Raw genomic sequence first — 14,210 nt, 5'->3', positions numbered from 1 at the left:
ACCCGAATTATGAAAAAGTTTTTGACGAATTGCATATATGTGCTTTTGATAATTAATGTTCTTGCTTGCAGCAAAGAAGTCAAGGTTAATTTAGATTTCCCATCAGCTGATCAATTTGGGAGCTTATATATACCTCAGGCAAATAAAAACCCGATTCTAAAACAAATAAGTCTAACAGATGAGGTATATAATTTTGAATTAAATGCTTTTTATGGCGGTTCAAATAAGGCAAAAAAAGAGATTTCAGTAACCTTTGATGTGAACGAAAGTAAAGTGGATACGTTTAATCAGAAATATAGAACTTCTTATCAAATGATGCCAGCAGGAAGCTTTTCATTAGAAAAGAAGGATACCAAAATTGAAATTGGCGCATCTTCTTCAGAAACTATTAAACTAAGTGTGAAAGGAAAAGGTTTTCTCAATCCTTTCACTTCTTATATATTGCCCGTTACGATTAAATCCAATGATGCACCAATCAACGAGTCGCTAAATACCGTTTATTTCGAAATTGTGGGCTCATATGCTCCCGGAGAGGTTCCAAGAGAGAAAGTTCTATCTCTTGGTAATTACACTGGAGGATTACTTTTTAGCATTAATGATGGCAAGTTAATTGGTAAAAATCCAGCGGGCGAATTACTTCTCTATGAAGCAAATAATGAAGGTATATATGACGAGGGTACACAAATCGGGGCTGGTTTTACTATTTTTCCAAACATGTTTTACTTCCCCCCAAATCGTATTGTGGGGGTCAATATTGATGTAACGCAGTATGAATTTAATAGCAATGGAACTATAGGCGGCAATCGCGTTATTGGTTGGGGATGGAATATTTTCAAAAATGTAATTCCATATAAGGATTACCTCATCGGGATAAGACCGGAGGGATTGACGACCAGTTATCAGTACAATGAAGCTGGTGATTTAGACGGTTCCACAATTAGAGATATTGCAAACGATTGGAACCGTTATAAACAAATTATAGAATATAAAAATTCGATGCTTGCAATTGAACCTAACGGCTCATTATGGCAGTTACCTATGTCTAGTACTGGAATTCCAGGTACAAGACTGCAGATTGGTGAGGGATGGGATATGTATCAATATATCTTAGTATCTGGCACTGACGTTTTAGCCTTGGACTCATCAGGTGATCTTTGGAGATATAAATTTGATCCTAAAGGATTTTGGCCTTTAAAATCAAATGATTAAAAATTTAAAAAAAAATAAAATTAGAACACATGGAGCGTATCACAGAGCAGCCATCATTGTATAGAGATTTAGAACATAAATCCATAGACGAAATAGTTTCTGCTATAAATGATGAAGATAAAAAAGTTGCTATTGCAATTGAGAAAATATTACCGCAGGTCAGTGAGTTGATTTCTGCAATTGTAGAAAAAATAAATACAGGTGGCCGTTTGTTTTATGTTGGAGCTGGAAGCGGAGGTCGTTTGTCTGTTTTAGATGTAATTGAACTACCAACCACCTATGGAATTCCAAAGGGTATAGTGAATGTAATATTAGCTGGAGGAGTTGAACATTTAGCTGAGGCATTGGAGGAAAAAGAGGATGATACTACAGCCGGATGGTTTGATTTACAAAGTCATAATGTAAATTCCAAGGATATTGTAGTTGGTGTATCCGCTAGCGGTTCAACGCCTTTTGTATTAGAAGCGCTAAAAAAATGTAAACAGAATGGTATTACAACGGCTTGCATCGTGAGTAATCCATCGTCCTCAATAGCGGCTGAAAGTGATTTTCCAATTGAAGTAATCACGGGTCCTGAGTTTATAACCGGTAGCACCCGGATGAAATGTGGCACAGCCCAAAAGATGCTATTTGACATGGTAAGTACTGCAACAATGATTCGTTTGGGACGTGTTGAAGATAATAATATGGTGAACGTAGCATTAATCAATGACAAGATAACCGATCGTGCCGTGAAAATGTTAATGGGATCCACAGAGATCTCTAATTATGAGGAGGCAAAATCTCTTCTGCTTGAATTTGGAAGCGTTAAAAAAGCCAAAGAAGCATTTCAAACTAAAAAATATGGAAATGAAGGGTTTTAAATTATTTTCTAAAGCATTGGCCATAATAACGTTCGCTTTACCTCATTTATTAACTGCACAGAATAGTTTTAAAGTAGGTAGCGGTCAAACTAGTTTAGAACCAAATTCGGCTGTTTTTTCGGTCTCTCTGGCGGGATATGGTGCTCCTAGAGAGGGAAGATTCAGTTTGCAATGGATTGAAAAAGATAAACCAAAAGCGATTTTAGACTTATTAAAACAAAAATCAAATCTCTATAATAAGCTCTTTAAGAATGGCAAAGGGTCCCCACATATACAACCAAAAAACAGCAATACTTTTGTGTTATTCAAAAATGATATTTTCGTTATTGACGAAAATAATATTTTATGGAAAGGTTCTAAAGGCAAAAATGGTATTTGGGAGAAAATTAATCTTTCTCCCAATATTATAGATTTGGCTGTGGGCAATGAACAGATTTATGCTTTAACCGATGAAGACGAAGTTTTGCAATATCAACCCGGTGCAGATTGGTTGAGAATTGCTATCAAAAATGGTACAACATATAAACAAGAAATAAAACGCATTGCCGTATTCAAGAACCATTTATATGGTGTTGATTCTGCTAATAGAGCGTATCTAGCGCAACATAAAACAGATAATAATCTTTCGGCTCATGCATTAACAGTTCAAGGTGAAAATGAGCACGTTGTACTTGTATCTCTTGATTTATGCGGTTTTGATGGCGCATTTATTACGGAAGTGAAAAAAGAAATTGAAAAGAAATACCACATTCCAGCTGCTGCAATATTAGTCAATGCCTCGCATACCCATTTTGCACCTGTATCTCAAAACTGGTCGACCTGGGGTCCACACTGTCAAAAACCTGATAGCACATATTTAAATGGAATTGTAAAACCGGCCATTATTGCTTCAATTACGAAAGCCATAAAATCTGAAGAACCGGCTAGTATTTATTTTGGTAGAGGGTTCACTTCAATTGGAGCAAATCGGAGTTTGCAGCAGGTACCTATCCCCTATGATAAAGATGTAGACGTGGTTAAAGTAGTGTATAAAAATAAATCTGCAAGTGATGTACTTTTTATGCATGGATGTCATCCTGTATTTTCAAACCACGGTGAACAAGGAGTAACGCTGAGCGCAAATTATCCCGCGGTTACTCGTGATTTGCTAGAGAAAGATCCTTCGATAAGAAACAGTATGTTCATTCAGGGATGCGCCGGAGATATAAACCCCGTAGACGCAGATCACCGAGTAACTGGAAAAAAATTAGCCACAGCAGTTCAAAATATATTAACAGATAGTATGAAACCGATAAATGGAGTGATTAACTATTATCTAGACACAATTAATTTTGCTGTTAAACCTTGGTCTAAAGAAAAATTGGAAGAATTTAAGAACCAAGACATTTCCCATCCAGGCAATATCGAAGCAGAGAAGAATGTAAGATGGGCGAACTTAATGTTGCAATATGAAAAAACGGGCACAACACCAAAAGAGATGCCCGTATATGTACAAACAATAAACATAGGAAATTGGAAACTCGTTGGTTTATCACGAGAGGTTGTCACTGAATATAGTATTGGCATTAAAAAGCTTTGGCCAAATCAATTGGTAAGCGTAGCTGGATATTCAAATGATGTTTCAAGCTATTTACCAACCAGTAGACATATTCAAGCAGGAGGATATGAGGGAAATGGATCCTTTTTTTGGTATGGTCAACCCAATATATTTCCCAATAATGTTTATGAAACAATTATAAATTCAATTAAAATCAAAAACCGATAAATGAATCCATCTTCAAGCACCCAACAAGCAGCTCCGCTTGGAAAACATCCTATAAATCCGCTGATTATTATTGGTGCCTTATTTTTCATTTTTGGTTTTGTAACCTGGCTTAGCTCTGTTTTGATCCCTTATTTACAAATCGCTTGTGAACTGAACAATTTTCAATCTTATTTGGTTGCTTTCGCTTTTTATATTTCGTATTTCGTGATGGCTTTACCATCTGGCGGTATGTTAAAAATAACAGGTTATAAAAATGGGATGTCGATTGGTTTATTATTAGTAGCAGTGGGTTCCTTATTATTTATCCCTGCAGCCATTTATAGGGAATATGTTATCTTTTTAATTGGTTTGTTTATCCAGGGAGCTGGGTTAGCAGTATTGCAGACAGCATCTAATCCGTATGTTACTATTTTAGGTCCATTAGAAAAGGCAGCCAAAAGAATGAGCATTATGGGAATTTTTAATGGGATAGCTGGTATAATTGCTCCAGCGCTGTTAGGAAGTATCATATTAAGTAATGCAGATACAATAACCGAAGAGCTAACTAGGTTATCAATCTCAGAGAAATCGATTGTCCTAGATTCGCTTGCTCAAAAAGTAATATTACCGTATGTTGCTATAACCGCTTTATTATTACTCCTTTCCCTAGCAGTTTACCGTTCTGGTTTACCGGAAATCAGTGACGAATATGAAGATTCAAAAAGTAGCGATTTGGAGAAAACGAGTATATTTCACTTTCCTCATTTATGGTTAAGTGTATTTACATTATTTGTGTATACCGGTGTTGAAGTAATTGCGGGTAATACAATAATCAGCTATGGAGCGCACCAAAATATTCCCCTATCAACTGCAAGATTCTTTACTTCTTTCACGTTGCTAGGAATGTTGGTTGGCTATTTAATAGGCATTTTATGCATACCAAAATATTTAAACCAACGGACTGCATTAAAAATTTCTGCATTTTTAGGTACAGCCTTTGCATTGATGGCTCTTTTTACGACAGGGATGGTTTCTGTATCATTCATTGCTTTATTGGGTTTTGCAAATTCCCTAATATGGCCCTCAGTATGGCCTTTAGCTTTGAATGGTCTAGGTCGGTTCACCAAATTAGGGTCTTCACTCTTGGTGATGGGAATATCAGGTGCTGCATTAATTCCTTTGTTATATGGTTGGCTCGCGGATAAAATTGATCCCCAACAGGCCTATTGGATTGTTGTTCCGTGTTACCTCATTATTGGATGGTTTGCTTTTTATGGATATAAAGTAGGTAAAAAAAATAAAAAGATACATGATATTGGTAGCTGATAGTGGGTCCTCTAAAACGGACTGGTGTCTTATCACCGTTTCTGGAAAGAAGGTTTTTTTCAATACCCAAGGATATAATCCCTTTTTTATGAAAGCCGAGTATATCATCAATTCAATCAAAGAAGAAATGCCATCAAATATCAACTTCTCAAAGATTGATTCCGTATTTTTTTATGGGGCAGGATGTCAAGGAGAAAAAATAAGAGTAATAGAAAAGGCTTTGAAGAAAGTCTTTGTTCAAGCTGAAAACATACATATTGAAGTTGATTTATTGGGGGCTGCACGAGCTTTGTTGGGAGATCAAGCTGGATTTGCTGCTATTTTAGGCACAGGAACCAATACATGCATCTATGATGGAACGAAAATTATACAAAATATTGATTCCTTGGGTTTTCTATTGGGGGACGAGGGCAGCGGAGCAGCTATAGGAAAAAATATTCTAAGTGACTATTTAAGAAATAGGATGCCATTGGAGGTTCATCAAATTTTCACAAAAGAATATAAATTAAGTCATGAAGAACTACTTGATCAAGTATATGAAACTCAACAACCCAATCGATATTGCGCCTCGTATGCTAAATTCCTTGATTTAGAAGATGTGAATAAGTCTTATGGTGAAAACCTTGTGAAAGAAGCCTTTAATTTATTCTTCAAAAATTTGGTCAGCACGTATCCTCATTACGAACAATACGAGTTTAATTGTATCGGTTCCATAGGTTATACCTTTAGAAATGCATTAGCAAGCGCGGCCAAAAATTACAATATGAAAGTGGGGAAAATAATGTCATCTGTTATTACAAGCTTAGCTGCTTACCATGGTGATCAACTTAAAAATAAATTTTCATAACTATCTTACCAATCGATGAATTAAGAACCATTATAGTTGAGTGGACCGTTCCAATGTAATCGGGAACTTTTTATGAAAGAAGAAAATCGAAGTAAGAATTGTCTACTTTTCATTTTTATTATCATTCCCGTTTCCAAAATCACATTGTTTTTCACTAATTTTCATAGATTAGGATATAATCGATCAAAAGATATAGTATGTTAATCGGGTTACTTATAAAGTATAAATTTATATATGCTTGCAAAAAATAAATCGACGGAATCCTTGACTTTTTGGTTTCCTGGACGTTGGGTTGGTGGAATCTCCATGATTATTGCCCCTCTGCTGTTACTCGCTGGAGAATTATTACGGATACAATTTGATTTTTTTTATCCTGACCAACTAAAAGCGTACGCAGAACACCCGATGCAATTAACGAGTTCTTACAACTTCTTTCTGGCTGGAAATATCTTGTTGTACCCTGCTGTAATCACAATAGCGAATTTGATTGGGAAGAAAGAACCTGCTTGGGCCCTGTGGGGTGCAACGCTGGTCATACTTGGGTTATTTGCACGCAGCTTTCACTATGGCATCAATCACCTCGCTTTTCAATTGGTTAATGTTCAAGATTTAAAGCTTGCTACGAAAGCCATTACTGATTCCTATGGTGCTTTTCACATTGTATCAAGTCTGTCAGCAGCCATCATGTTTGGTTGGATAATTTTGGGTATTGGCGCCTATAAATCAAGAGCTTTAAGACTTTTAGGTTCAATTGGTTTAAGTATGATGTCAGCCATGATGTTGGGAGTCCTTAAAGGTTCAACATTCGTGTCTATACTTTGTGTTGTTGGCCTGTGTACGGCTTTATTACCACTTGGCGTTAGAGTTCTTAAAGATGGTCCAACTCCTAGTATTAGAACAATTATAGGTTCGTGTTTAATTTTATTGATCGTTGCCACTTTTATGTATTTTCTGGGACAAGCAGGCTAACAATAGAATCAACATGGTCATTCCCTTAATTTGAACTACAAAAAAGGATATATAACAATGCTATATTAAATTCAACTTTTTGAGCAAGGACCATGATATTCTTACTCTCAGAAATTGTGAATAATTTTCTTAGACGTTATTCTATCTCTATAATTAGAGAATCACAAAAGATTTTTTAAATACGATAACTCACTTATTTTAAATATATTGGAGTTAATTATGCTTTATCCGTAGAAGCTTCTATTGTTTTCTGTAAAGCATCTAAAAGCACTTCCTTATATTTAATAAAATTAGCCTGACGATCTTCTTCTTCGCCTAATTTTAGTGCACGTTTACATTCTTTAACATGCTCTAATTCATTTAAATAAAGGTCTTTAAATAATTCTTCGAATTTATTTTTCAAAATTCTGACCGAATGCGAATACTGCTCAAATATATCCGTAATGATGGATAAACTTTTATCATCATAATGTTGAAGACCAATTGTTTTTTCCGAAAGCTTCTCAAGCTTTTTTCTCTCTTTTGTCAAACCCATAATTAATGCGAAGGTACAGTTTTTTCAATGATTTTGGACTAATGATGGAGATCAATCATGCTTTAAGGCTCCATCGCACTGATTTCATTCAGGTTATATAGCCCGTCTTGGGTATTGCTTTACTACCAAAATATGGATATTAACATAAATTAATGAGTGGATAAATCGTCATTTATTCAGAAGCGAACCATTTACAAAATGCTTGGATCTTTTATTGGTCCTTGATATCATAAAAGAATAAATGACTTAGTTTTCAATAATAAATCAAACTTTAGCTTACTAAAAATTATACTTTTTAAGACCACCTAATTCATTACGAATTGTGCTAGATAGAACTTCTTAAAATCAGTGCGAATTTGTCCTGGACAAGGGTCTAAATCATATTAGTAAAACACCAATTAGGACGATCAAAAAAGAATATATTTTTATGTGTTTCAATAATGTTCTCGACTTATGATATAGTTGAATTGTTTCCGTTATTTTTATTGATTTTCAAGTTTTCAATCGATTCAAACACACCACTTTTATTCAACAACCACATACCTAACTTTTCCTCTGAGATGCCTTTTGTCATTTTATAGCTAAATACAGGGTTTCCAATTTCATCATTATCAATGTTCATTTTAAAAAAATCGACTAACTTAATTTTTTCTAAATTCCTCGCTAATTCTGTAATATGGGAAGAAACAATCACATAAGGTCCATCGAGTTCTGAAAATTTCGTTATGATTTTAAGAATAGCATTAGATGCATCATTTTGATTAGTACCTTTAAACAACTCATCCAAAATTATCAAAGCATTTGATCCATTATTGAGCTGCTCTACAATAGACTTTAATCGCATTGCCTCAACATAAAAATGACTGTATCCAAGATCCAAATTATCCTGCAAATTTATACTTGTAAATAAACCATCAATTAAATCTGTTTCAATTGAATCGGCAGGTACAGGTAATCCCACATGTGTTAAATAAACGGCAATAGAAATGGATTTTATTATGGATGATTTACCTGCCATATTAGCACCGGTCAAAAACCATATTTTTTTTTCATTCCTTAAGCAGACATCATTTTTCACTGGATTTTTGTGAAAAATATGATACACGCCTTCCATTTTAATCTCACCAGTTTGATTTTTGGGATAGACCTTTGGATAACAAAATGAATGTAATTTAGATAGTTTAGCAATGGCGAAATAGGCATCTATTTCGTGAAAAAAATTTAAGATTTCCTTGATTTTAAATGATAATTCATACCGTAAAAGCCGATCAAACTTTTCGATGCTGAAAATGGAAATTTTTAGCTTATCTACATCAAATTCATTTTTTTTAAAGATTTTCAAAAGACAGAAATCTATCAACTGAATGATCTTCTGTATATCTTCATATTGATGAACTGCATTTACCGATTTATAAAAGGATTGGCATTTTATTAAAAAATCACATGTTTCAAGAATTGATCTTTTTTTATAATAATATGCTGGTGAATTAACCCCAAAAAAGTCCAAAAAAGTCAACGTTGAAATCGAACCGGAATGCGATGTTTTAACATACTTTTCAATATCTTTTAAAATTACTCGGTGAAAAGGAAAGTCAAGTTCCACGACAGATTCTAAACGACGAATTTTTAACTGTCTATCATTAATTACTTTTAAATCAAGGGTAGGGTAATAAAAAAATAAACGAAAATAATCCTGTCCACCCTCCGTGATGGCCATATCAAAAAAATCAAAGACAGAACGACCAGTCAATTCACGAAGTTGAATATCCTTTAATGTTTGCTCATCGGTCTTAAATTTGCTTTCCATATGGAACTTGAATATACATAAAAAGCTGTTAAGTTCCAGTTTTATCTGACTTAACAACTTTTATTTAATTTCCAGTAGTTATAAAAATACGGTACTAATATTTTTTTAAATAGAATTACAGTGTAAATTTCAGCTAATGTTTTCAATTCAAAAATCGCCATGCCGGATGTTATAGCCGCTTTACACGTATATTTTTAAATTTAACGACTGTACCATGTCCCAAGAATGCTATATGCCCGCTTTTATTCATAATTGCTTTAGAATAGCTATCTGGTGGCATATTCTTAACCGCATTTTTTAAGTTTGTTTTTAAAATAACTTCACCATTAACTTTTATAGTGATATTATCTCCCTTTGCAATAACTTCTTGAGAATTCCATTCACCTGGCTTTTTGAGATACCCTCTTTTGGCAGCAGAAATGCCGTAGACAGATCCATGATATTGATAAGGTTTAAGATCCTTGTATTGGGGATCTTCATTATCCAAAATTTGCAACTCCATGCCACTATATCCTTTATCATTAGAAACCTTATCATGTCTTATGCCTAATCCATTATTAGCTCCCGGTGTTAATAAAAAATCAAAATGGAGAATGAAATCAGTATACTCATTTTTCGTATAGAGGTTCCCTCCCATTTCTTGGGTGGGCTTCATTACGATACAGCTATCTTGCAGTACATATTCTGTGGTGTTTCCCTCCCAAGAGTCCATGTTTGTGCCATCAAATAATACTTCAAAGCCTTTTTGAACCTGCTGTGGTTTTTGAGCATAAAGTGTTCCTATTAATAAATTTATCATTAAAGGTATGGACACTAACTTAATTAGATTTATCATGAAATTAAATTTAAATTATTTGTTTTTTAACCTGACTCTCAAAACTCATCAAAGCAGCCGTAGAAGCATTCACACCAAATTCTACAGGAGCAATATTCTCTTTACCAGATCGGATAGCATCAAAAAAGTTTTGAAAGTGAAGAAAATGTGCATCTGCATAATTAGGCTTTACTGTGAACACGTATTCAATATCAGATTTTTTGTTAATTTCCCCAAATCCCGTGATTTGTTCAAGTTTTTTATCTAAACCATTCATTTCAGTAGTCTTCATGGTTTTTACAGTGACCGCATCCCAATTCACTCTCATACTGCCTTTACTTCCTATAATATTGAAATCGGTACTTCCCCAATTATTGGAAACTCCATCAACAATATTTGCACCTAAAGACATTTTGAAGCGTTGTGTTTTTGTATCGTTTTCATAGTCAAACAAGGAATATATAATATCAGGAGTATCTCTGCTCCCATCGGTATAATACAAAATATCTCCGTCTGAATATACTTTATTGGGTTGTGAACTACTCGTTATAAAATGGATACTCGCAATGACATGCACAAATAAATCACCTGCTAGACCAGTTCCATAATCACTCCAGTTTCTCCATGCAAAAAAATGTTGAGGTGTGAATTTTTTCTTTGGAGCTTCGCCAAGAAATTGATCCCACCATAAATTTTCTTCATTTGCATCGGCAGGAGCTTTAAAACTATTAAGTTGACCTGGACCGGACGAGAATCGCGCATCAACAAAATTGATTTCCCCTATCACACCAGAATCCAGAATAGCCTTCGCTAAATGCATTCCAACAGCAGAAACGCCTTGGGTACCCATTTGGAATATTTTCCCACTCTCTTTACGTGCTTTGATTAACGCCCTACCCTCTGATCTTTTATGAATTATTGGTTTTTCACAATAAACATGTTTACCTTTTTTTAAAGCTTCAATAGCTATTTTCTGATGCCAATGATCTGGGGTAGCAATAATCACAGCGTCTATGTTTGGATCATCTAAAATTTTCATATAATCCCTTTCGATCTTTAGATGATTACCCCATTGTTTCTTGGCATCGTCTAATCTAGGTTTATAGATGTCACAAACAGCAACCAAATCAACCCCTGCAACCCGGATTGCAGTATTGGTGTCCGCAGTACCCATCCCCCCCTTTCCAATTAATGCTAATCTAATAGGGGATTGCGAATTATCTACTAAAGAAAAAACTTTGGCATTAACCGTGAGCGAGGTTCCGCCCAAAGCTATGCTATTTAAAAATGAACGTCTATTCATGATATGAAAATGGTATTAATGCAAAATTATTATTTGGGTCGATCTTGTTCAAAGACACCTGTTTAATTTGAATAGGTAAAATATAGTTACCGTATACTGGCTGATCCTTTCCACTTGAAAGCTTATCTTTAAAAACCTTAATGGTTACTCCCGCGTAGTCAACACCTAAAGGAATTTTTGTGTTACTTTCCAATTCATAAGCACCTTCAGGCATGACCATATAATCCGATTTATTTTCCTGATTATATTGTTCAATCAATGATTGATAATCTTCTGCTAGACCGATTGAAAATTCTACGTCCTTTTCAGGAGCATAATTTATTTCAACTTTTGAATAGTAGGAAAGCGTACTTGCACTGCTAGGTAGTATATTATTAACATCAGTTAAAAAACCAGATAGGCTTAACTTAATATACGGCTCTATAACCTTAGGAATAATAATTGTCTCCATTTTGCTCAACTCACCTTCAACAGGGTTTATTATTGTAACCTGACACGGTATGGCGAACTTTGCTTCTGGATCTTTTTCAACTTCTAAAGAAAATTTCTGTGTATCAAAGGCGATATTGAAGGGTACTTGATAAGTTTCCTTAGTCATTTCTGCCGAAGTATTCTCAAGGGTATACACGGATTCATCTAACAATTTGTATGAGGTTCCGTTTGCTTGATTATAAGCTGTTAAAATCGAGGCATCGACCGTCAATTTTAATTCAACCTGACGCTGACCTACGCCAGATTTCATCACATTAACAGCAATTATTGGCTGATCGATGTTGTACACCTCAACTTCTGTCAATCCATCATTTAATAAGTAGACTTTATCATCTACCATATTATTAAGCATAGTGTCTTCGCAGGATAAGCAAAAGGAAATTGCAATACCACAAACTATGCTTGTTATAAATTGTTTTATTATATTTTTCATAATTAGGTAATCATTTAATTTACCAACCATAATTCTGTGTAATATTCCGCATTTCACTTAATTGATCCTGATGGATTGGAAAGAAGTAGTGTTTTGGTTGAAAAACTCTTTCCCCAGGAAACAATGCTGTGGTCCGAGACCAAGAACCTTCATACGTTTTTGATAATAAATTACGTGTAAAATAGGGTTCATTCATTTCCTTCTCAGCAATCATCCAAGTTCTCACATCATGGTAACGATGTCCCTCAAAAGCTAACTCTACCATACGTTCCTTTCTTAATAATTCGCGCAATAAATCTTTGTTGCCGATAACCTCCGGATAGGCTACCTCAAGGTTATTCAGGCCACTTCTTTTCCTGATCAAATTGACATACCTTAAAGCTTCTTGCTCCTCACGGTTAGGTTTTTCATTACACGCTTCCGCGTAATCTAAATAAATTTCACCCAAGCGGTAGATAGGCCATGAGAATTGTCCCCATTTCCCTTCTTCAATATCGTTACTCGGGTCACTCATACGCCTCCATAAATAGCCAGATTTTACGCAGTCTCCAGTTTCTGTATAAGACGACGTACCGCCTGTAAAAAACGTAACCAATTTTTGGCCATGGAACCGATTAATCCAATTCATTCCATTTGCCAAGATTGAAGCGTAGAATCTAGCATCTCTGCCGACTATACTATTATGTGCTTTAATAGGCGCATAATTATCCAAAGGATGTATGAAACCATCGACAAAGCCTGATTCAGAATAACCTGATTTGGGGTCTATAATGGGGGCACCATTTGTTTGATAGCCCGTCAATGGAAATCTTCCTGAGCTGGCCATAGGGTACGTGTCCACTAATTTTAAAGAGGGCGCAAATCCCCCATATCCTTCTTTAACCACCCTTGGAGGAGCTGCCCGAACATTATAACCGAACCCATCTGAGGTCCAACGCCCCCAAATAATTTCAGAATTCCATTCTTCAAAATATATGCCCATATAAGATTTAATAGCCTTACGCATTGGGTCTGATTCAGTTTTATCTTCATAAAGAGTATATCGATTAAGATCGATTACATCCTTTGCTGCATTGGCTGCTAATTCCCATTTATTAGGATCTGCTGTTTGAGGAAAAATGAATTCACCATCTTTATTCTTAAATCCATGATATAATTTAGCTCCGTTGAATAAAGGTCTCGCCATATATAATAATAGCTCCGCTTTAGCAGCCATAGCAGCTCCCTTGGTTAAACGTCCCATCCAAGCCTGATCCGTTATCTGAGTTGGCAAGACAGCTATACTTTTCTCATATTCAGACACAATGAAGTTCACATTTACATCTAGAGGATGACGATCAATCGATTCTGCAGGAATAGTAATATCCGCATCCTGATCACCCCATATATATACCGGGCCGTATCTTCTTAACAAACAGAAATAATAATAAGCACGAAGAAACCTTGCCTCAGCCTTCATCACATCTTTCGATTCTTGGCTTAATTCAACATTCTTGTCCACGTTATTAATAAATATAGTCGCTTGATTTATGCCTCGATAATTGTGCGTCCATACCTGATAATCTGAGGTAGTTGGTCCCCAAGAACCACTATTTATGTTAACCCAAGGCACCCAGGCAAGCCATGAAAACAAGGCTTCATCACTTAAGGGTACCATTCCTCCTTCACCGCCTACCATATCGTTTTCTGAAGGAAGGAAGCCATAAACCTGCGCAAGGTATGCTTCAGTAGTTTGCCTTTTATTGAAGACTTCTTCCATTGTCATCTGATTTTGAAGCTCAACTTCCAGATACTTATCACAGGAACTAGTAGAAAAAGCAAATACTAATCCTAGCATTATATATTTATATATTTTCATATTCTTCATG

12 protein-coding genes are annotated in these 14,210 nt (G+C 35.3%); 6 read left to right on the top strand and 6 right to left on the bottom strand.

Features of this window, described 5'->3' with window-relative positions:
- Window positions 1-9 precede the first annotated feature (9 nt).
- The 6 genes from AC6CHH_RS02505 to AC6CHH_RS02480 all read left to right on the top strand — a co-directional run bounded on the left by AC6CHH_RS02505 (window position 10) and on the right by AC6CHH_RS02480 (window position 6,958).
- Window positions 10-1,209 carry a BT_3987 domain-containing protein gene (locus AC6CHH_RS02505; protein ID WP_498279390.1) on the top strand — a complete coding sequence of 400 codons (1,200 nt, stop codon included), beginning with the start codon at window positions 10-12 and terminating at the stop codon, window positions 1,207-1,209.
- 29 nt (window positions 1,210-1,238) lie between these two features.
- A complete protein-coding gene (locus AC6CHH_RS02500; protein ID WP_498279388.1) occupies window positions 1,239-2,072 on the top strand; it encodes an N-acetylmuramic acid 6-phosphate etherase in 834 nt (277 codons plus the stop codon).
- A complete protein-coding gene (locus AC6CHH_RS02495; protein ID WP_498279386.1) occupies window positions 2,059-3,837 on the top strand; it encodes a hypothetical protein in 1,779 nt (592 codons plus the stop codon). Before AC6CHH_RS02500 ends, AC6CHH_RS02495 begins: the two co-directional genes overlap by 14 nt.
- Window positions 3,838-5,142, top strand: coding sequence for a sugar MFS transporter (locus tag AC6CHH_RS02490; RefSeq protein WP_498279384.1), 1,305 nt, complete (start codon window positions 3,838-3,840; stop codon window positions 5,140-5,142).
- Window positions 5,126-5,989, top strand: coding sequence for an N-acetylglucosamine kinase (locus AC6CHH_RS02485; protein ID WP_498279382.1), 864 nt, complete (start codon window positions 5,126-5,128; stop codon window positions 5,987-5,989). The genes AC6CHH_RS02490 and AC6CHH_RS02485 overlap by 17 nt, the downstream gene beginning before the upstream one ends.
- Window positions 5,990-6,223: 234 nt before the next feature.
- Window positions 6,224-6,958: a hypothetical protein gene (locus AC6CHH_RS02480; RefSeq protein WP_498279380.1), complete on the top strand. Its 735-nt coding sequence runs from the start codon at window positions 6,224-6,226 to the stop codon at window positions 6,956-6,958.
- 217 nt (window positions 6,959-7,175) lie between these two features.
- On the opposite strand, the gene AC6CHH_RS02475 is transcribed toward AC6CHH_RS02480, so the two are convergent.
- The 6 genes from AC6CHH_RS02475 to AC6CHH_RS02450 form a co-directional block, all read right to left on the bottom strand.
- The gene (locus tag AC6CHH_RS02475) at window positions 7,176-7,493 is read right to left on the bottom strand and encodes a hypothetical protein (protein ID WP_498279378.1); all 318 of its coding nucleotides are present in this window, start codon (window positions 7,491-7,493) and stop codon (window positions 7,176-7,178) included.
- A gap of 451 nt (window positions 7,494-7,944) precedes the next feature.
- Window positions 7,945-9,300, bottom strand: coding sequence for a MutS-related protein (locus AC6CHH_RS02470; RefSeq protein ID WP_498279376.1), 1,356 nt, complete (start codon window positions 9,298-9,300; stop codon window positions 7,945-7,947).
- A 169-nt stretch (window positions 9,301-9,469) separates the two neighbouring features.
- Entirely contained in the window at window positions 9,470-10,135 is a 666-nt protein-coding gene (locus tag AC6CHH_RS02465) for a 3-keto-disaccharide hydrolase (RefSeq protein ID WP_498279374.1), read from the bottom strand.
- Between the two features lie 10 nt (window positions 10,136-10,145).
- Window positions 10,146-11,417, bottom strand: coding sequence for a Gfo/Idh/MocA family protein (locus AC6CHH_RS02460; RefSeq protein ID WP_498279372.1), 1,272 nt, complete (start codon window positions 11,415-11,417; stop codon window positions 10,146-10,148).
- Window positions 11,410-12,342, bottom strand: coding sequence for a DUF1735 domain-containing protein (locus AC6CHH_RS02455; RefSeq protein WP_498279370.1), 933 nt, complete (start codon window positions 12,340-12,342; stop codon window positions 11,410-11,412). Before AC6CHH_RS02455 ends, AC6CHH_RS02460 begins: the two co-directional genes overlap by 8 nt.
- 19 nt (window positions 12,343-12,361) lie before the next feature.
- Window positions 12,362-14,200 carry a RagB/SusD family nutrient uptake outer membrane protein gene (locus tag AC6CHH_RS02450; RefSeq protein WP_498279368.1) on the bottom strand — a complete coding sequence of 613 codons (1,839 nt, stop codon included), beginning with the start codon at window positions 14,198-14,200 and terminating at the stop codon, window positions 12,362-12,364.
- Window positions 14,201-14,210: the final 10 nt, after the last annotated feature.

It is taken from the genome of Sphingobacterium sp. GQ94 (assembly GCF_059758715.1).
This window is presented reverse-complemented; position numbering and strand designations above follow the sequence as displayed.

Excerpts from the sequence above, each read along its gene's own strand:
- AC6CHH_RS02505 (WP_498279390.1), top strand. The coding sequence starts at position 10 with ATGAAAAAGTTTTTGACGAATTGCATATATGTGCTTTTGATAATTAAT.
- AC6CHH_RS02500 (WP_498279388.1), top strand. The coding sequence starts at position 1,239 with ATGGAGCGTATCACAGAGCAGCCATCATTGTATAGAGATTTAGAACAT.
- AC6CHH_RS02495 (WP_498279386.1), top strand. The coding sequence starts at position 2,059 with ATGAAGGGTTTTAAATTATTTTCTAAAGCATTGGCCATAATAACGTTC.
- AC6CHH_RS02490 (WP_498279384.1), top strand. The coding sequence starts at position 3,838 with ATGAATCCATCTTCAAGCACCCAACAAGCAGCTCCGCTTGGAAAACAT.
- AC6CHH_RS02485 (WP_498279382.1), top strand. The coding sequence starts at position 5,126 with ATGATATTGGTAGCTGATAGTGGGTCCTCTAAAACGGACTGGTGTCTT.
- AC6CHH_RS02480 (WP_498279380.1), top strand. The coding sequence starts at position 6,224 with ATGCTTGCAAAAAATAAATCGACGGAATCCTTGACTTTTTGGTTTCCT.
- AC6CHH_RS02475 (WP_498279378.1), bottom strand. The coding sequence starts at position 7,493 with ATGGGTTTGACAAAAGAGAGAAAAAAGCTTGAGAAGCTTTCGGAAAAA.
- AC6CHH_RS02470 (WP_498279376.1), bottom strand. The coding sequence starts at position 9,300 with ATGGAAAGCAAATTTAAGACCGATGAGCAAACATTAAAGGATATTCAA.
- AC6CHH_RS02465 (WP_498279374.1), bottom strand. The coding sequence starts at position 10,135 with ATGATAAATCTAATTAAGTTAGTGTCCATACCTTTAATGATAAATTTA.
- AC6CHH_RS02460 (WP_498279372.1), bottom strand. The coding sequence starts at position 11,417 with ATGAATAGACGTTCATTTTTAAATAGCATAGCTTTGGGCGGAACCTCG.
- AC6CHH_RS02455 (WP_498279370.1), bottom strand. The coding sequence starts at position 12,342 with ATGAAAAATATAATAAAACAATTTATAACAAGCATAGTTTGTGGTATT.
- AC6CHH_RS02450 (WP_498279368.1), bottom strand. The coding sequence starts at position 14,200 with ATGAAAATATATAAATATATAATGCTAGGATTAGTATTTGCTTTTTCT.